The following is a 17,444-nucleotide window of genomic DNA, read 5'->3' on the forward strand; positions in this document are numbered from 1 at the left end:
ACAGAGAAGCCGGACCCACAAGTTCAAGCAGGTGTGTCAACTGCCTTAGGCAAGACCGATATTCCCTATATCTCATAGGTGAGCCTAACCTGGGATCGCAGCAGGTGCAACCACTTATTTTCAACACCGACCAGAGGCCGCCACCTCGGTTCGCTCCGACTCCTCGGATATCGCTTCGTCCTATTCGCGCGGTCCCGACAGCAGCATGAGCGCGGCACCGGCGACGATGCGCTTGTACACCGGCTCGACAGACAGCGTGTCTCCATCTGCCGTGAGGAGCCCGAGCTCGGTGAGCTCCTGCAGTTCGTCCGCCAAGAGCGTGGAGAGCCGCTCGGCGCGCACCTCGCCGAGGTCGAGTTCGGGGCGTTCGGGTGCCGAGTCAGGAGCGAGGATCTCGATGAGGCGCTGGGCGATCGTGATCGCCGGGGCGCCGTAGTCCTCCCCGGGAACGAGGTTGATCACGTCGAGCAGCCGCTCGTAGATGAAGGCGCCGATGACCGGCAGTGCGGTATCCGCGCTCACCTCGCCCTTCTTCCACTCGTCGGCGGTACTTCCCGGGCGGACCTTGGTGCCGGTGATCTCGGTGATCTCGGCGCTCTGCATCACGGCCCACATCGCCTCGAGGACGGGCACCTCGTCGGCGCTGCGCGCATAGTTCACGCCGTCTTCAAAACGGGCGTTCGACGCGACTCCGACGGCGTTGATGCCGAACTTTCCGGCCGCCTCGGCGATATCGGCTCGCTTCACCCGCCCCGTACCGGTCAGCGGGCGGGAGTCGCCGATCCAGTCGAGAATGCCGACCACGCCCTCGACGAGGCGGTTGTTCGGAATGGGCTGCGCGAGCCGCTCCTCGCTCAGTGCATTGGCTTCGACTGCAGCCATCAGAGCAGAGGGCAGCGGATCGGTGCGCATGCTCGCGGCCTCGGCGCGGGCGCGGGCGGAGTGCCAGCGTTCGGGGTTCTCGTCGGTGTCCGTGCGGAAACGGAGATAGTTGTCGAGAGCTTCGAGGCTGTCGAGGAAGATCACCGTCGACGGCGATTCGCCATCGGTCTTCTCGGCCTCCTCCTGTCCGTCGACCGCGAAGCTTTCAAGGACGTCGAGGAGGTCGTCGATTCCCTCCGGTTCGTCGATATCCGCACGGGAGGACACGGCGATGCAGAACAGGAGGTGGGCGATATCGAAGACCTCTGAGTCCTCGTCGACGTCGTCGTAAGTCTCGGCCAGCCAGTCGCGGAAGCGCTGGTAGAGGGGCATCTCGTAGACGGTCTTCTCGACCTCGTCCATTCGCGCATCGATGCCCTGCGGGTCAGGGTTGGGATTCGCCTGTGCACTCGCCTGGGCGCTCGATCCGCCGAGCCACTCCGGCAGGTCCTGTTCTGCGGCAGGGCCGTCCTGGGCTTCCTGGACGTCTCGGCTCACGCGGCCGGTGGAGCCGTAAGTGCCTGCAACCGGTTCCGGATAACCGTCGAGTGGCATGAGCTCGTCGACGACGTCCTGCTCCGAGACCTTGTTTCGCTTGGTCAGCCGCACGACCGCGGCGGCTACGGCGAGCATGGCCCCCTCGAGGACGGGACGTCCGCTGTTGCTGGTGATGAGACGGTCGAGGCTGTCGACGACGCGCCCCTTCTGTGCCAGGGCCAGGATGTCGCGAGCCACGGCGCGAGACTTCTTCGCCGACCACTTCGGTGCCATCACTCCGCCGAGCTTCGGTCCGTGCACGTCGTCTGTGAACCATTCGTCGAGGAGCCCCATCGCCGCCCCGGTCACCTGCGCGACGCTCGGGCTGAAGTCCTCGGGACCGGAGGGCAGAGAGGCCACAACAGCCTCGGCGCGCTTGATATCGTCTTCGGCGAAGGCAAGGGAGAAGGAGCGCAGCTTCCCCAGAGCCAGTCCGCGGTGGGCACCGACCGGGGTGAATAGGCGGCGGTTGTATTCCACCTGCGCCTTCTCCATAGCTGCGTGGAAGTCAGCCTCGGTGAAGTCCGCATTCGGATCATCGATGTCAACGCCTTCGGCCTTGAGGAACGGCGCCAGCTCCCGCATCATCCGATCGCCCGTGCCGGGGTTGCGGCTGACTTTGCCGCCCGCTGCCATACCGTGGAATTCGGGACTGTCGATGAAAGAATACACGCACTGCTCCTGCCGAGGATGGACTGAAGCAATAACGGTAACAAGTCCGACCTCCTCCGCCATACACCTGCCCCGGCATGGCCCCGCGGCTTTGCCGAGATCACATTTCGGGAGTCGGCGGTACCGCACACAGCGCTGCGGGCCCGGTCGGTGCTCAAGCCCTGGTCAACGCTCAGCCCCTGACGAGGCGAGGGTCTTCCGCACCGCCCTGATGGTCAGCTCGAGAGACTTGGCGCGCGCGGTCGGATCGTCGACGCCGACGCTCACGCTGTAGAGGTGTCCGGAGCCGATGGTGAGGTAGACGAATGCTGCCGCCCATCCGATCGGCACGTCCTCATCGATGGAACCGTCAGCCTGTCCTCTCGCGATGACGGCTTCGAGGGGATCATCTTCGTCGCCCGCAGATTCAGCGCCCGCACGGGACTCGGCGGCCGCCTCGGCGAAGGTCTCATCGGTGATGATCGGATTGTCGGCGAAGAGCAGGGTGAGCACATCGGGCAGAGTGAACATCTCCGCACAGATCCGCTCGAGCGCAGCCAGCCCGGTCCCCTCGCCGGGACGGGCCTTCATAACCGCCTCACCGAATCGCCGGGCACCGAGCCTCGCCGCCGCGCCGACGAGCGCCTCCCGATCACCGAAATGTCGGTAAAGAGTGGTGCGGCCGACGCCGATCGACTGCGAGAGCTCGATCATCGACGCCTGCGGATTCGCGGCAAGGTGGGACAGTGCCTCGCTGACCAGGGCCTCTCGGCCCAATCGACGCATACCCTGCACCGGCACACCCCCTCCCCTGACTCTGCGAACGATACAGAGCAGTCTACTTGTGGAACACCAGTGTTCCACTTTGGTATCATGGAGTACCGACTACGCCCTCGAGGATCGAGCAAGTGATGGATCAACCCCAGCGGAAGAACGACTCGGCAACCCAGCAGCCCCACGCCCCTGCGACGTTCGCGCTCAGTCGGACCGACGTCGTCGTCATCAGCCTCGTCTGCATCGGCATCGGGGTGGCGCTCGGCTTCTTCCTTCCGGCCCTCGGGTCGATTGCCGCGACTTTCCCCATCCCCTTCGGTGACGTCATCGAGAAGCTCAGCCGCTTCGACCAGGCGTGGGTCGTCATCGCCCGACCGATCATCGGCGGGGCGCTCGGACTCATCGCCGCCTTCTTCATCACCGCCTCGACGACTCCCCTGGTCGTCGATGAGCACGGAATCACCATCGGGCGAGACGACGACCATCCGCTGCGCATCTCCCGCGCCTCGTTTTCGACCGCATACTTCGCCGACGGCAAGCTCGTCGTCGTCACCGAAGGCGGGCATCAGGCCTTCAAGGGCGATGTCGAAGGCAAGAAGGCCGCTATCGCCGAGGCCTTCACCGCCCGTGGATATCGGTGGGGCGAGATCTGAGCAGTCCGAAAACGGATTCTGCGCCCCCTCACTGTCCAGCCAAACGTCCACTCGGCCTGCCGGAACCGGCCCCTTCGTCCCGAGTTAGCGACACGTTTGGCCGCCCGTCCTCACCTGCACGTAAGCCATGGAATCGTGACTCGGCTCACGCCATTATGGGGCCATGACCATTGACGTTCCCACCACAGGCCGCTCACTGCCCCAGCTGCAGCCGATCAGCTTCATCGGCGCAGATGGCCGGCTCACCGACACTCCGACCGAAGGGCTGCGGATCCCCAGCGATGCCACCCTCACCGGTCTCTACCGGCAGATGGTCCTCGTCCGCCGGTTCGAAGCGCAGGTCACGCACCTGACCCGGCAGGGTCGACTCGCGACCTATCCTTCCGCGGCAGGTCAGGAAGCCGCCGAGGTGGGGGCCACCACCGCGCTGGCCCCGAATGATTGGCTGTTCCCCACCTACCGCGACTCGGCAGCGCTGCTGACTCGCGGAGTGCCCGTGGCCGAGATCCTCGCCGCCTTCCGCGGGGACTGGCACTGCGGTTTCGACCCGCACGAATATCACGCCTCACCTGCGGCGACACCGCTGGCGACCCAGACCCTGCATGCCACCGGATTCGCGATGGCCGCGAAGCTCAAAGGCGAGGATGCCGCAACTCTCACTTTCCTCGGCGACGGCGCCAGCAGCGAAGGCGACACCCACGAGGCCTTCAACTTCGCCTCCGTCTGGCAGACCCCGACGGTCTTCGTTCTGCAGAACAATCAGTACGCGATCTCCACTCCCCTGCGAGAGCAGACGAACGCGACGATGCTCGCCGACCGGGCCGCCGGCTACGGTATGCCGGGCCTGCGCGTCGACGGCAATGACGTCGCCGCCGTGTTCGCCGCCGTCTCCGCGGCCCTCGAGCGCGGTCGGAACGGGGACGGTCCGACCCTCATCGAGTGCCTCACCTACCGGATGGAGTCGCACACGAACTCCGACGATCCGACGAAGTACCGCGACGCCGAGGAGGTCGAGCACTGGAAGCAGTTCGATCCCATCGATCGTCTCGAGAAGTATCTGCGCCAGTCCGGGGCCCTTGACGATGCGAAGGTCGCAGAGGTCGCCGAGGCGGCCGAGACCCTGGCAGCGTCCGTCCGCGATGCGATGAACCAAGAGGCTGAGGTCGATCCCCGTGAGCTCTTCGCCCACGTCTATGCGACCCCGCGCACGGCCCTTGCCGAACAGCAGCAGGTTCTTGAAGCCGAACTCGCCGCGGCAGGCCACGCATGAGCGTCGAAACGGGCACCGACCCGACGACCGACCCAGCCACTGATTCGACTGAGGTGGACGACGAAACCGCCACGGCCGCCTCGGCACAGGGCGACACCGCAACCGGCACTGCGCGGGCCCCCGAGGCCGGCCCCGCCGCGTCATCGGTGACGATGACGAAGGCCCTCAACCAGGCGCTGCGGGATTCCCTGGCCGATGACGACACTGTGCTCGTCTTCGGTGAGGATGTCGGCCGCCTCGGCGGGGTCTTCCGTGTTACCGAAGGACTGCGGGCCGAATTCGGGTCGAACCGAGTCTGGGATTCCCCGCTTGCGGAGTCCGGCATCATCGGCACCGCGATCGGCATGGCGATGAACGGCATGCGACCCGTCGTCGAGATGCAGTTCGACGCCTACGCCTACCCCGCGTTCGAGCAGATCGTGTCCCATGCGGCGAAGCTGCGGAACCGGACGAAAGGCCGGGTCAGCCTGCCGATCACGATCCGGATTCCCTATGCCGGCGATATCGGCGGTGTCGAGCACCACTCGGATTCGTCCGAGGCCTATTGGACGTCGACACCGGGTCTGACCGTCGTCACGCCGTCGAATCCGGCCGATGCGTATTCGCTGCTGCGCGAGTCGATCGCCGCCGATGATCCAGTCGTGTTCATGGAGCCGAAGTCCCGGTACTGGATGAAGGAGACGCTGAGCCTGCCCGTGACGACGGCGCCGATGAATCGGGCGCAGGTCATCCGCGAGGGCACCGACGTCACCCTGCTCGCTTATGGTCCGACGGTGCAGACGGCGCTCGAAACTGCTGAGGCCGGGGCCGAGCACGGACTGTCCATCGAGGTCATCGACCTGCGCACGCTGTCTCCGTTCGATGATGAGACGGTGTCTGAGTCGGTGCGCAAGACCTCGCGCGCGGCGATCATCCACGAGGCCGCGCAGTTCGGCGGATACGGCGCCGAGGTGGCCGCCCGCCTCACCGAGCGCAACTTCACTTACCTGTCGGCCCCGATCCTGCGGGTCGCCGGGTTCGATGTGCCCTACCCGTCGCCGAAGCTCGAGGAGTTCTACTTGCCCACCGTCGAACGCGTGCTCGATGCGCTCGAGTCCTGGGATTGGGAGCTGTGATGAGTGCTGATCTGAATACCGGGATGCGCGGGACTGGCACGCGCGAGTTCATCCTTCCCGACCTCGGCGAAGGCCTCACCGAGGCGGAGCTGATCTCCTGGAAGGTCGAGATCGGGGACGAGGTCCACGTCGATCAGATGGTCGTCGAGGTCGAGTCCGCGAAGTCCGTCGTCGAGCTCCCCTGCCCGTACGCCGGGCGGATCGTCAGCCTTCACGCGAACGCCGGGGACACCGTCAGTGCAGGTCAGGCCCTGCTCTCCGTCGCCGAGGCGGGGGCCGAGGCCGACGACGAGTCCGCAGCAGCCGACGACGGGGACTCGAGCGGAGCGAACCTCATCGGCTACGGCACCTCCGGACCGAAGACGCGGTCGAGTAAGTCGCGCTCATTCGGGGGCAGGCACGCGGCCGCTCCCGCCACTGCGCCCGCTGAGCCTCCCGCACCCACACCGTCACCGGACGGCCGGGTCGCCCCCGTGTCCTCACCGCTCGTGCGCAAACTCGCGAAGGATCACGGAATCAGCGCCAAGCATCTGCCCGGCACCGGACCCGGCGGCGTCGTTACCAGGGCCGATGTCCTCACCGCGATCGAGGCCGGGACAGACACGAGTCGCAGTGCCCCGTCCGCACACGTCCCCGCGGGGACGTCACCGCTCGCCGGTGATCGCGATACCCGCACCCCGATCACGGGGCTGCGGAAGGTCGTGTCCGAACGCCTAACGAAGTCGCGGCAGGAGATCCCCGAAGCGACGATCTGGCTCGATGTCGACGCCACCGAGCTGCTTAACACGAAGCGCGCACTTGAGGCGCGCACGGGTGAGAAGTATTCGCTGCTGTCGCTCGTCGCCCGCTTCGTCGTGGCCGGATTGAAGAAATATCCGATCATCAACTCCTCGATCGACACGGCTGCCGGCGAGATCGTCACTCATGGTGACATCAACCTCGGCCTGGCCGCGCAAACCCCGCGCGGGCTCATGGTTCCCGTCGTCCACGGAGTCGGCGAGATGAGCCTGCGGCAGCTGCGCGATTCCGTGTCCGAGACCGTCGGGAAGGCCGCCTCGGGGAGGTTCGATCCGTCGGAACTCTCCGGCGGCACGTTCACCTTGAACAACTACGGAGTGTTCGGCGTCGACAGTTCGGCCCCGATCATCAACCTCCCCGAGGTGGCCATGCTCGGCCTCGGCCGGATCAAGGACCGGCCGTGGGTCGTCGACGGCGAGCTGACTGTGCGCAAGGTGATGTACTTGTCGTTCGTCTTCGACCACCGGGCGTGCGACGGTCAGGAGCCGAGCGAGTTCCTCACCTTCGTCGCCGACTGCATCGAGAACCCGATCTCACTGCTCCCCGAGCTCTGACGAGCCCTCGATCAACGCCGAGGTGGACTCAGCCGCCAAGCGGCCAGGCGTCGTTCAAGCGTCAGCGCACTTGTCGATAGGTACACCGTTCGACAAGTGCGAGCCGCCTTGAACGAGAGGACCTCGGTTCAGTGTGCTCGGTCCCCGACCACTGCTCTTCCGATGTCGAGACCCGGCCAGTCCGCGAGATCCGCCAACATCTGCCGGTCGTGGGTGACGACGATGAGCGCCGCCGAGGCGGTCCCGAAGTCCTCTGTGAGTTCGTCGACCAGCGAGGCGGACAGGTGGTTCGTCGGCTCATCGAGGATGAGCACGTCGGGTTCGACCGCCAGGCACATCGCCAGCTGGAGTCTGCGCTGCTGGCCCTGCGAAAGCCGGTGAACCGGTGTCATCGAGTCATCCGCCGTGAGCAGCCCGAGGTCCTGCAGAGTGAGGTCCTGCGAAGCGAGGTCATCGGACAGTGAGGCCCGCAGTACATAGTCCTCGAACACACGGGCGGCGGTGTCGGCGGCGTTCCATTCGGGAACCTCCTGGCTGAGCAGCTCCACCCGTGCCTGCGGATGTTTCCGCACCTGACCCGAACTCGGATCGAGACGACCGGTGAGCACGTCGAGAAGCGTCGACTTGCCGGTGCCGTTCGCCCCGGTGATGAGCAGACGCTCACCGGGAGCGATGCTCAGAGACACCGTCTGCCGCATCCGCCCTTCGACGGTGACCGATTCCGCAGTCAGCAGTGAGCCGCCTTCCGCTTCGCACCGCTCGTCATCGGATTCCGACACGTCCGGCCACTGCAGGCGCAGGGGTGGTTCGGGTACTTCCACGGCGTGCCGTTCGAGGTCTTCGACGCGACGGTTGAAGGCCTGCACGACGCCGGCGGTCCTCGTCGCTCGGACGTGCTTGCCGGTTCCTTTCGGTGGACGCCATCCCGTGCTCAACCGGGACCGGGCATCATCGGCAGCATCGGACAGTCGGGCGTGTTCGGCCACCTCGGCGAGGTAGTCCTGCTCCCACTTCTCGCGGTCCCGACGCTTCCCTTCCACCCATCCCAGGTAGCCGCCGGAGTAGTTCCGGGGCCGTCCGTCGCGGCTCGGGTCGAGATCGAGGAATTCGTCGGCGACGTCGTGAAGCAGCGCCCTGTCGTGGCTGACCAGGGCGAATCCGCCGGGTCGGGTGCGCAGTCGTTCGGTGAGGAACGCCAGTGACTGGGCGTCGAGGTGGTTCGTCGGTTCGTCGAGGAGCAGGATGTCGGCGCTCGAGCCGAGGACGACGGCCAGACGCACCCGGTACCGCTGGCCGACCGAGAGGCTGGCGAGGCTCCGGGTCCGGTCCGAGCACGCGGAGAGTCCCGCTAACGCCGTGTCGATGCGACGCTCACCGTCCCATGCGTCGAGGCGGGTCGCCCATTCGAGGGCGTGGGTGAAGGCCTCGTCTGCTCCGGGTTCGTCTCGTGCCATCGCCTCGCCGGCTGCGTCGAGAGCGGCCAATGCGGCCTTCTCCTGGCTCAGGGACGCATTGATGAGGTCGCCGACTGTCCGATTGTCGTCGGCGTCGAGCGCCTGTTCGAGCAGCGTGACGGTCCCTGATCGCCTCAGCATTCCCTGGTCGGGAGGAAGCGTGCCGGCGAGGACATGCAGCAATGTCGTCTTGCCGCTGCCGTTCTCGCCGACGACAGCCAGTCGCGAACCGACGGAGACCGTCAGGTCGAGACCGGTGAGGATCTCGCGGTCGCCGCGCATGATGTGAATGCCTTCGGCACGGATGTGTGCGGCAGATCCTGCGGACAGGTCGGGTTCGGGGGATGAAGATGTTGATTTCGGCATCGTGGTCTTTCAGCTCGTCGTGGAGCCGGACAGCATGAAGCCACCGTCCGGCGAGGGCCAGGACGGCGCACGAGAGTGATGTGGAGGTTCCCGCCGCCGTCAGCGGCGGCTGCGGAGCCTTCTGGAGGGCATACCGAAATTCATGGCATCAATTGTATCAATCACCGTCGAGCAGTGCGGCCGAGCACATCGGACCGGCGGCAGGAGCATCCGGTTCCACACTTCGGACGGCCATTTCTTCTGTGACTCACAGCACTAACCTTGCCGAGGCTGCCGACCGGCTGCCGGTGTCGAGAGTGAAAGAAGGTCGCTCAAGTCGCAAGCTCACGATTCGGCCCCAACGTCAGGGCCGCCTCGGCGGCGGTATTCGCTCTTCCTCCTCATCGTTCCTGTGGTCCTCTACGTCCTCACCCCGGTCGTGGCGAACTCGGTCGAGCCGCGCATCGCCGGATTGCCGTTCATCCTCGCCTATACGATCGCGGTCACGATCCTCACCTGGTTCTTCGTGTGGATGTCCGCTCGCGGTGACCGGTACTACCGGCACGATCTGCCCGAGCACATCCCTTCCGATGTCGCATTCGGTGAGGATCACGAGATCGAGGAGGCCGGGAAATGAACACCTCCGCGATCATCGCCTGCATCATCTTCGGCCTCGCAATGCTCGCGACCATCGGCATCGGCATCTGGTCCGGCCGCGGTCGGGAGAAGTCGCTGGACGAATGGTCGGTGTCCGGACGTGGGCTCGGCTTCGTCTTCATCCTGCTGCTCATGGCAGGCGAAACGTATACGAGCTTTTCGTTCCTCGGCACGGCCGGTTGGTCCTACTCCTACGGTGTGCCGATCCTCTACCTCATCGGCTACCTGAGCATCGGTCTCGTCGTCGCCTACCTCGTCGGCCCACTGTTCTGGACCTATGCCGCCCGGCACAAGCTCGTCAGTCTCTCCGACATCGTCGAACACCGGTTCCGCTCGCGTGGGCTGGCGATCCTCGTGGCCGTCCTCGCGACGATCTTCATCGTCCCCTACATCCAGCTGCAAATCCAGGGAATGGGTGCAGTCGTCAACGCCATGAGCTACGGCGCGATCGACCTCAAGGTCGCCGCCATCGTCTCCTTCATCGTCGCCGAGGCGTTCATCCTCTTCTCCGGACTGCGCGGTTCCGCCTGGGTCAGCGTCCTCAAGGACGGACTGGTCATCCTCGCTGTCGCTTTCCTCGCGATCTACGTGCCTCTGCACTATTTCGACGGCCTCGCTCCTCTGCTTGACCGCGTCGTGAGCGAGAAGTCGCAGTGGCTGACCTTCCCCGGTGCAGGAGATGGCATCTACGGGGGTGCCTGGTTCATCTCGACGATCATCCTCAACGGGATCACGATCACCGTGTTCCCCACGTCGATCGCCGGCTATCTGTCGGGCACCTCGGCAAATGCTCTGCGACGCAACTCGATCATTCTACCGTGGTATCAGCTTCTGCTCCTCGTACCGATGATGGTCGGGGTGGCTGCACTCTTCGTCGTCCCTGCCCTCAAAGACGCCGACCTGGCCCTGTTCTCCGTGGTCATCGATTCCCTGCCCGCGCCGATCGTCGCGATCATCGGCGTCGCAGGCGCGCTCTCGGCGATCGTGCCGATGAGCGTGTACATGCTCTCGATCGGCTCGATGTGGGGACGGACCGTATTGTGCGGCGGCTTGGCCGGACCGAAGGACGCCGCTTCCATGACGCCTGAGCAGCTGAACGCACGGGGCCTGCGGCAGAAGACACTGTCCCAGTGGGTGTGCCTGGTCGTCGGCATCATCGCCCTGATCATGAGCCTGCTCATGCCGGATGCGCTCGTCGAGCTCTCCGTGCTCAGCTACGAAGGCCTGGCACAGGTCGTGCCAGCCGCGCTGCTGTCCCTGTACTGGCCGCGCATGAGCAAGCAGGCGGCGGCTGCGGGTCTCATCGTCGGCTCCGTCGTCATGGTCGCCCTCCACTACACGGGGCTCGACCCGCTGCTCGGAATCAACGGCGGTCTCTGGGCTGTCGCAGCGAACCTCATCGTGGTCGTCATCGTCACTCTGGCCAAGCCGGACCCACGGTGGGTGCCGTCAGCCCAGCGGCAGTTGCGCACCGAGGCAGCAGCTTTGTAGGTGCGAGCCTCTCGATCAGCGCGACCTCACCCGTCGAGCAGTGCAGCCGCGTACATGGGACGTGCTGCGTCGGCGCTCGGCGGGTGGAAGAGTCCGGCCGTGGCATCGCGGAAGAGGCGGGAGAGTTCGTGCTGGTTGCCGAATCCGCTGCCGCTCGTGCACATCAGTGCGGTCTCTGCGTTTCGGCGGGCCGCCTCGGCGGACTTGATCCTCGCTCCCACCAGGCGCAGCGGCCACCCGGCGCCGTGGTCGATGAGGTCGTCGAAGTCCCGAGCGTAGGCGTCGATCATCGCCGTCACGGGCATGAAGTCGAGATGCGCATCGGCCAGGCGCGTCCGTGCCTCGGGTACCTCGGCGAAGGTGACACCGGACTTCGCGGACTTCCGCTTGTGCAGCCCGGCGGCGCCCAGCTCGAGCGCACGGGCCGCGACTCCGGCATAGACGGCGGCGATGAGCAGCTGGAAGTTGCTCGTGATCGCGAAGGTGAGCAGGTCAGGGTGCTTGCCGGCGGGGATGACGCGTGAGACCCGTTCGGGTTTCATCGGCACGTGGTCGAGGATCGTCGCCCGAGACTGAGAGGCCCGCATTCCCAGCACATCCCACTCGTCGGAGACCGTGATCCCGGGCGCATCGCGTTCGATGAATCCGTAGACGAGCTGCCCCTCGGCCGGCTCATCCGCATCGGGACCGGCGATCCCGTCGTCGTCGGAGGCCACGGCACCGTGGACGATGAGCCGGGTCCACACGGGTGACAGCGAGGTGAAGATCTTCACCCCGGTCAGTTCGTATCCGCCGTCGGCCGTCGGCACCGCCTCGGTGTTCGAGCCCTGCAGGACCCAGTCGTTCGAAGGCTCCGAGATGCCGAAGGCGAAGATCTCACCGGCCCTGACCTCGTCGAACACCCAGTTCAGCGAGTCGTCGCCGCGGTCGGCCAGCGCCTTGACCACTCCGGTGGTCATGAGGTGCATATTGATCGCCAGAGCCGTTCCGGGCGCCGCCGCTGCCAGCCGCTGCTGCAGTCGGGTGACCTCGAACAGGCTCAGCCCCGGCCCGCCATTCGACTGCGGGACGAACAGCTGAAGATAGCCGAGTTCCTTGAGTTCGGTGAGATCCTCGTCGAAGAATCGGTTCTCCCGGTCATAGACGTCCGCCCGCTCCCGGAAGCGTTCGAGCACATCATCGGGCAGGTACCGCGCGGCGAGTTCGCTCACGCGCGTCTCACGGTCGGTCATCGTCTCTCCTTCGTCGAGTGGTCATCCGCGTCTGTCGAGGGGTCATCTGCGTCTGTCGAGGGGTCGGTCACCTCTGCTGAGGGAGTCGCGGCGGTGCGGCGCAGAATGATCGCGCCGTTGTGCCCGCCGAAGCCGAACGACGTGGACAGCACAGTGTTCACGGCCGCCTCGGCGAGGTTCGGTCCACCGCCCATCTCACGGGCGTGACCTGCGACGATATCCCATTCGGGAAACTCGTTGTCGTCGAGGTTGAGCGTCGGTGGCAGCGTCTGGTCACGCATCGTCAGGGTCGCGATGATCGCCTCGATGACCCCCGATGCGCCGAGCAGGTGCCCCGTCGTCGATTTCGTGGCCGAGATCGGGATCGTCCGTCCGACCTCCCCCAGGGCGGCATCGAAGGCAGCGAGTTCGGCTCGGTCGCCGGCTGGTGTGCTCGTCGCGTGGGCGTTGATGTGGTCGATATCGCCGGGTTCCAGCACTGCGTCTCTCACCGCCTGGACCACCGCCGAGGCGGCTCCCCGTCCCTGCGGATGCGGGTTCGTCGGGTGGTGGGCATCGCTGGCGGCACCGAATCCGGCGAGCTCGGCCAGCCACGTAGCCCCACGTGAGGCCGCCGAGTCGGCGGATTCGAGGAGGATCGCGGCCGCACCTTGGCTCATGACGAAGCCGTTGCGGGTCCGGTCGAAGGGGCGGCTGGCGGCGGCCGGATCGTCTTCGAATCCGGCGGCGAGCGCGCGCATGTTCGCGTTCGAGGCGAGATTGACCGGGCCGAGGCAGTCCTCCATGCCGACGACGAGCACGGCGTCGGCGTAGCCGTGGCGGATGCGGCGCATCGCCTCGCCGAGGCCGATCGCCCCGGAGGCGCACGTCGCCGAGACTCCCTGTCCGGGTCCGCGCAGGTCGAAGCGCTGGCTGATGAGCGCCGCCGCGGAGTCTGGTGCTCCGTGGATGGACAGGGTCAGCGGAACGGACCGGGAGCCGTCCGCGTCGAGGCGGCGCGTTGCCTCCTGCATGGCGTCGACAGGTCCGGAGCCGGTGGCAGTGATGACTGCCGTGCGGTCGCGGTCCCAGGGCAGGGACTCGGCCGCGGATTCGACTCCGCCTGCGCGCATCGCCTGGTCGGCCGCGGCGATGGCCCAATGCTGGACGGGGCTGAGCCGGCGGGCGAGCGCCCGGGGCAGAACCGCCTCGGCGTCGAAGTCCTTGATCTGCCCGCCGATCCGCACGGCGAGGTCGTCGAACTGCTCACCTGCGAGGATGTCGATAGCACTGGTGCCGCTGCGCACAGACTGCCAGAGGGTTTCGGGGTCCTGGCCGCTCGGGGTGATGGCGCCGAGTCCGGTGATGACGACCTCGCGCACGCCATCTGGCCGATGCCGATTGCTCCGGGATGCGTTCACAGCCGTTGTGCCTTTCCGCTCATAACCAGGTCAACGGTTTCGTGGCGTCGAATCTTCCCGCCGACGGTCCGCGGCAGCCGGTCGATTAAGTAGAACCGTCGCGGCACGAACTGCGGGGCCAGTTCCGCCCGGGCGTGGTCGAGCAGTGTTGCTTTGTCGGGCAGAGTCGATTCGCCATGCCCGTCATGGCTCCCGGAGCTCAGAGCACCAGGTTCGATGACGAGGGCGACGATGCCGCCGAGACCGTCGTCGGGCAGCGCGATCGCGCAGACCTCGCCGAGGCGGCCCTTCCCCGACCGCGGATCCTCGCGGTCGAATTCTTCGAAGGCTCTTTCGACCTCGGGCAGGGACACCTTGTGTCCTCCGGTGATTGCGATGTCACCGGCCCTTCCGGCGAGTTGGAGGAGTCCGTTTTCGATCCGTCCCTGGTCACCGACAGTGGCCCAGCCGTCGGGGCGTCTCAGCTGAGCGTCGGTGGTGCCGGTGACATAGCCGCCCGAGCAGGCGGCGGCCCTGATCCAGACCGTGCCGATCTCTCCGTCTGGCAGCCGGGCACCGGATTCGTCGCGGACCTCGACGCCGATGGTGTCGTAGATCGAGATCCAGGTGCCGTCGCCGTCGCGGCTGTCGCCGATGAATCCGATCTCGGCGGCACCGTAGTAGCTGATCAGCCGGGCGTCGGGGAGGACGTCGGCGAGTGCCGAGCGGATGGAGGCGGGCAGGTTCGCTCCTCCGGTGACGACGAGGTCGAGACCATGGAAGTTCTCAGGTGTTCGGCGTGCCGCCTCGGCGAGGGCCTTGACGACGGCGGGCACGGCGACGATGCGGGTGATGGCTTCGTCGGTGATGCGCGAGCCCATCGCGAACGGGTCGAAGTCGTCGGCGACGTGGACGCTGCCGCCGGTGGCGAGGCTTTCGATGACGGCGTAGAGGGTGAGGCTGTAGGACACGGGGCCAGGCGCCAGGGTAGCCACTCCGGCGAAGGGTTCGAGGTGGGCCGAGGACACAGCCACGTTGTCGCGGTACTGCTGGCGCGTCTTGATGAAGGCCTTCGGGTTACTCGTCGTGCCGGAGGAGAAGAGCATGAGGAACGGCTCGGACGCCGCGCGGACGGTTGGCGGTGCGGTATCTGCGGGGTCGATGGCGGCTTCGCGGGCCTGGAAGTCGGTCGCGGTGATGACGGTTCCGGTCCAACCGGCGATGGCGAGCGCCTCGGCGAGGCGGGTCGAGTCGCTGATGACGAGGCCGATTCCGGTGGTCGTGATGACTCCGACCTGGTGTTCGAGCGGCCAGCGGGGGTCGATGGTGGCCGAGACCGCGCGGAAACCGGCGAGCCCCGCGATGATGCGGGAGGTCTCGAACGCCGAGGTGAGGCTCACTGCCGTGATCGGGATGCCGTGGGTCTCGGGAGCAGGATTCGGAGGGTCGGACTGGGCACGGTGGAGGGCGTCGACGGCGGCGAACATCGTGGTCGAATCACGGACGAGCTGCGCGTAGGTGAGGGAACGTGGGGCTCGTGTGCCCTCGGCTGAGTCGGCGCTCTCCTCTGGGGCAGGGCTGCCAGAGTGGCCTCCGACGATGGCCAACTGGTCCGGATAGGTGGCCGCAACCTCGAGGATCCTCGACGTGATGGGCAATTCCGTCCTCCTCGAATTCGTACCTCGCGGGCCCGATCCCGGGCCGGCACGTGCCCGATCCTCGACCGTCACCGGCAGACCCCGGGCACCGATCCTCAGTATAGAAGCGACTCGGACGGCTGTGACCTTGGAGGGGTCCCCGGCCCGCTTCCGCCCGGTCTGTTCGCATACTTTGCAGTATTCAGATACATTGATGTATCTTGAAGTCATGAGCTCAGCACCACAGCGCATGACGCGCAGAGAAAGTCAGGAAGCGACTCGCCAGCGACTCATCGAATCGGCGATCTCGCTCTTCGCCGACCACGGTGTCGCCGAAACCTCGCTCGTCGCGGTGGCCGAGAACGCCGGGTTCAGCCGCGGCGCCGTCCACGGAAACTTCTCCGACAAGGAGGACCTGGCCGCCGCCGTGGTGCAGTCCATCGTCGGCGAACTCGGCCCCGAGCTCGGCCGCGCACTGAATTCGACCGCGAGCTCGAACGACAGGCTGGCGGAGTACATTTCGACGCATATCGCCTACTGCCGGCGACACCCCGCGCGGGCTGCCGCCATCATCGCCTCCGTCGGCCATCTCGCCAGGCGCGCACCGGGAGCAGCCAGCTATGGCGAACGCGCCACCGAATCGGTCGCCGACCTCGTCGCGCTCTTCGAGGACGGACAGCGCCGAGGCGAGATGCGCAGCTTCGATCCCACGACGATGGCCCTGACGTTGCGCTCGGTCCTCGACACCGCGGTGCCCACCTACGGCGACATCGCTGCCGAAGAGATCGTCGCCATCTTCGATCACGCCACCCGCATCCAGGAGACTGCCTCATGACGTGGAACTATCGCATCACCGTCCGCGGCCGCTTTGCCGACCTCGACGACGAGCAGCGCCGCCGCCTCCGTGCGGCGCAGTCCGAGCACGACATGTTCGCCGCCCGTTTCACACCCGAAGGGACCTTTCTCTACACGCCGGAGCTCGTGTTCTTCCAGCATCGATTCCTCATCGACGTCGACGAGCCCGATCCCGATGACGCCGAGGTGCTGGCCAAGCTCAGAGGCGAGGAGCTCGCCGCCAACGACCTCGACCGCCGCGGTTTCGCAGGTACCGTCACCGAGGTCTCCGCAGTGTGCGTCGAGGACATCAAGACACGTTCGCGGAGGCGGTCATGAACGCGGTACCCAACCTCGACGCAGCGCTGACCGTCGCCTGGGCGAAGAGTGCGCTCGATACGACAGTCGGAGCTGCCCTGGCCCGCGTCGGCCTGTCGCTCGATGATCTTCGTCGACTGCGCATCATCGGGACACATCCACAGGGCCTGACCAGGGAGGACCTCGCCGAGGCGATGGGTGAGGCACGGTCGCAGACCATCCGCTCCAGCGGCCCACTCGTCAAGCTCGGCTGGCTCTCACGTGCAGAGTCCGGTGAGTTCTCCCTCACCGACAGCGGCCGCCACCTCATCGATCAAGCAGAAGGCATTGCCGAGAAGGCGGCTGCCCGCTGGTTCACCGATTCCGAGCTCAGTCCGGCAGAGGTGATCGCGAGCGTGAGCCCGAACCGTTCGGCTTCATCGAAGTGAAGGGCACGGACGAGGCTGACCCGTCTTCCGCTGCACTTGGATGCAGACGACCGCGCCAGCGACCAGCAGCGTGATCGTCGTCGACAGCGAGCAGGCCAGTGAGCCGACGAAGAAGCAGAGGAACCCGAAGACGACGACCCAGCGATGGCTCCACCTGTCACCTATCGCCCCGAACGGCAGCAGCAGCGCCGCGAGAACGATGGTGTAGGCATTGACGACTCCGGCCATTCCCGACTGCCCTGCCTGGAGGTCCGAATTGATCTGGGGCAGGGCGACATTGACAACAGTCACGTCGAGGAGGACGAGGAAGTAGCCGGCGCACAGGCCGAGGACGAGCACTCTCGGCATCAGCCTCGCCTCATTCCTCGGCTCACGCACACACCGGGCCGAGAGAAT

General features: G+C 66.3%; 16 protein-coding genes. 9 read left to right on the plus strand and 7 right to left on the minus strand.

Annotation, left to right across the window (positions count from 1 at the left end; all coding sequences use genetic code 11):
* Nucleotides 1-180: 180 nt before the first annotated feature.
* Together D3I60_RS06510 and D3I60_RS06515 are read right to left on the minus strand one after the other, a co-directional pair.
* A complete protein-coding gene (locus D3I60_RS06510) occupies nt 181-2,130 on the minus strand; it encodes a hypothetical protein (protein ID WP_262775327.1) in 1,950 nt (649 codons plus the stop codon).
* A gap of 165 nt (nt 2,131-2,295) precedes the next feature.
* On the minus strand, nt 2,296-2,910 hold the full coding sequence (locus D3I60_RS06515; RefSeq protein WP_262775328.1) for a TetR/AcrR family transcriptional regulator: 615 nt from the start codon (nt 2,908-2,910) through the stop codon (nt 2,296-2,298).
* Nucleotides 2,911-3,020: 110 nt separating this feature from the next.
* Between D3I60_RS06515 and D3I60_RS06520 the strand changes: the two genes are divergently transcribed.
* The 4 genes from D3I60_RS06520 (at nt 3,021) to D3I60_RS06535 (ending at nt 7,273) form a co-directional block, all read left to right on the plus strand.
* A complete protein-coding gene (locus D3I60_RS06520) occupies nt 3,021-3,536 on the plus strand; it encodes a YqeB family protein (protein WP_262775381.1) in 516 nt (171 codons plus the stop codon).
* Between the two features lie 163 nt (nt 3,537-3,699).
* On the plus strand, nt 3,700-4,806 hold the full coding sequence (gene pdhA / locus D3I60_RS06525) for a pyruvate dehydrogenase (acetyl-transferring) E1 component subunit alpha (RefSeq protein ID WP_262775329.1): 1,107 nt from the start codon (nt 3,700-3,702) through the stop codon (nt 4,804-4,806).
* Nucleotides 4,803-5,921 carry an alpha-ketoacid dehydrogenase subunit beta gene (locus D3I60_RS06530; RefSeq protein WP_440588565.1) on the plus strand — a complete coding sequence of 373 codons (1,119 nt, stop codon included), beginning with the start codon at nt 4,803-4,805 and terminating at the stop codon, nt 5,919-5,921. Before pdhA ends, D3I60_RS06530 begins: the two co-directional genes overlap by 4 nt.
* A complete protein-coding gene (locus D3I60_RS06535) occupies nt 5,921-7,273 on the plus strand; it encodes a dihydrolipoamide acetyltransferase family protein (RefSeq protein WP_262775330.1) in 1,353 nt (450 codons plus the stop codon). The genes D3I60_RS06530 and D3I60_RS06535 overlap by 1 nt, the downstream gene beginning before the upstream one ends.
* A gap of 128 nt (nt 7,274-7,401) precedes the next feature.
* On the opposite strand, the gene D3I60_RS06540 is transcribed toward D3I60_RS06535, so the two are convergent.
* Nucleotides 7,402-9,093, minus strand: coding sequence for an ABC-F family ATP-binding cassette domain-containing protein (locus D3I60_RS06540; protein WP_262775331.1), 1,692 nt, complete (start codon nt 9,091-9,093; stop codon nt 7,402-7,404).
* Nucleotides 9,094-9,475: 382 nt separating this feature from the next.
* Between D3I60_RS06540 and D3I60_RS06545 the strand changes: the two genes are divergently transcribed.
* Nucleotides 9,476-9,709 (plus strand): DUF3311 domain-containing protein, encoded by a 234-nt coding sequence (locus D3I60_RS06545; protein ID WP_262775383.1) that lies wholly within the window; start codon nt 9,476-9,478, stop codon nt 9,707-9,709.
* Nucleotides 9,706-11,220, plus strand: a complete 1,515-nt coding sequence (locus D3I60_RS06550; protein WP_262775332.1) for a sodium:solute symporter family protein — start codon at nt 9,706-9,708, stop codon at nt 11,218-11,220. Before D3I60_RS06545 ends, D3I60_RS06550 begins: the two co-directional genes overlap by 4 nt.
* 26 nt (nt 11,221-11,246) lie before the next feature.
* On the opposite strand, the gene D3I60_RS06555 is transcribed toward D3I60_RS06550, so the two are convergent.
* Genes D3I60_RS06555 through D3I60_RS06565 form a run of 3 tightly spaced genes read right to left on the minus strand, consistent with a single transcriptional unit; the run spans nt 11,247 to nt 15,489 of the window.
* Nucleotides 11,247-12,452, minus strand: a complete 1,206-nt coding sequence (locus D3I60_RS06555) for an acyl-CoA dehydrogenase family protein (RefSeq protein WP_262775333.1) — start codon at nt 12,450-12,452, stop codon at nt 11,247-11,249.
* Nucleotides 12,449-13,852 (minus strand): beta-ketoacyl-[acyl-carrier-protein] synthase family protein, encoded by a 1,404-nt coding sequence (locus D3I60_RS06560; RefSeq protein ID WP_262775334.1) that lies wholly within the window; start codon nt 13,850-13,852, stop codon nt 12,449-12,451. The genes D3I60_RS06555 and D3I60_RS06560 overlap by 4 nt, the downstream gene beginning before the upstream one ends.
* Entirely contained in the window at nt 13,849-15,489 is a 1,641-nt protein-coding gene (locus D3I60_RS06565; protein ID WP_262775335.1) for a class I adenylate-forming enzyme family protein, read from the minus strand. The genes D3I60_RS06560 and D3I60_RS06565 overlap by 4 nt, the downstream gene beginning before the upstream one ends.
* Before the next feature lie 208 nt (nt 15,490-15,697).
* Here D3I60_RS06565 and D3I60_RS06570 point away from each other — a divergent pair, with 208 nt between their 5' ends.
* From D3I60_RS06570 to D3I60_RS06580, 3 genes are read left to right on the plus strand one after another with little or no spacing between them, the layout of a single operon-like run.
* Entirely contained in the window at nt 15,698-16,303 is a 606-nt protein-coding gene (locus tag D3I60_RS06570; protein WP_262775336.1) for a TetR/AcrR family transcriptional regulator, read from the plus strand.
* Nucleotides 16,300-16,641 carry a DUF6204 family protein gene (locus D3I60_RS06575; RefSeq protein WP_262775337.1) on the plus strand — a complete coding sequence of 114 codons (342 nt, stop codon included), beginning with the start codon at nt 16,300-16,302 and terminating at the stop codon, nt 16,639-16,641. The genes D3I60_RS06570 and D3I60_RS06575 overlap by 4 nt, the downstream gene beginning before the upstream one ends.
* Nucleotides 16,638-17,048, plus strand: coding sequence for a hypothetical protein (locus tag D3I60_RS06580; RefSeq protein WP_262775338.1), 411 nt, complete (start codon nt 16,638-16,640; stop codon nt 17,046-17,048). The genes D3I60_RS06575 and D3I60_RS06580 overlap by 4 nt, the downstream gene beginning before the upstream one ends.
* Here D3I60_RS06580 and D3I60_RS06585 read toward each other — a convergent pair.
* A complete protein-coding gene (locus D3I60_RS06585) occupies nt 17,037-17,396 on the minus strand; it encodes an MFS transporter (RefSeq protein WP_262775339.1) in 360 nt (119 codons plus the stop codon). The genes D3I60_RS06580 and D3I60_RS06585 overlap by 12 nt on opposite strands.
* Between the last annotated feature and the right edge of the window lie 48 nt (nt 17,397-17,444).

The organism is Brevibacterium permense (genome assembly GCF_025506275.1).
Lineage (GTDB): Bacteria > Actinomycetota > Actinomycetes > Actinomycetales > Brevibacteriaceae > Brevibacterium > Brevibacterium permense_A.

Excerpts from the sequence above, each read along its gene's own strand:
- D3I60_RS06520 (WP_262775381.1), top strand. The coding sequence starts at position 3,021 with ATGGATCAACCCCAGCGGAAGAACGACTCGGCAACCCAGCAGCCCCAC.
- D3I60_RS06530 (WP_440588565.1), top strand. The coding sequence starts at position 4,803 with ATGAGCGTCGAAACGGGCACCGACCCGACGACCGACCCAGCCACTGAT.
- D3I60_RS06570 (WP_262775336.1), top strand. The coding sequence starts at position 15,698 with ATGAGCTCAGCACCACAGCGCATGACGCGCAGAGAAAGTCAGGAAGCG.
- D3I60_RS06535 (WP_262775330.1), top strand. The coding sequence starts at position 5,921 with ATGAGTGCTGATCTGAATACCGGGATGCGCGGGACTGGCACGCGCGAG.
- D3I60_RS06580 (WP_262775338.1), top strand. The coding sequence starts at position 16,638 with ATGAACGCGGTACCCAACCTCGACGCAGCGCTGACCGTCGCCTGGGCG.
- D3I60_RS06555 (WP_262775333.1), bottom strand. The coding sequence starts at position 12,452 with ATGACCGACCGTGAGACGCGCGTGAGCGAACTCGCCGCGCGGTACCTG.
- D3I60_RS06540 (WP_262775331.1), bottom strand. The coding sequence starts at position 9,093 with ATGCCGAAATCAACATCTTCATCCCCCGAACCCGACCTGTCCGCAGGA.
- D3I60_RS06575 (WP_262775337.1), top strand. The coding sequence starts at position 16,300 with ATGACGTGGAACTATCGCATCACCGTCCGCGGCCGCTTTGCCGACCTC.
- D3I60_RS06550 (WP_262775332.1), top strand. The coding sequence starts at position 9,706 with ATGAACACCTCCGCGATCATCGCCTGCATCATCTTCGGCCTCGCAATG.
- D3I60_RS06585 (WP_262775339.1), bottom strand. The coding sequence starts at position 17,396 with ATGCCGAGAGTGCTCGTCCTCGGCCTGTGCGCCGGCTACTTCCTCGTC.
- pdhA (WP_262775329.1), top strand. The coding sequence starts at position 3,700 with ATGACCATTGACGTTCCCACCACAGGCCGCTCACTGCCCCAGCTGCAG.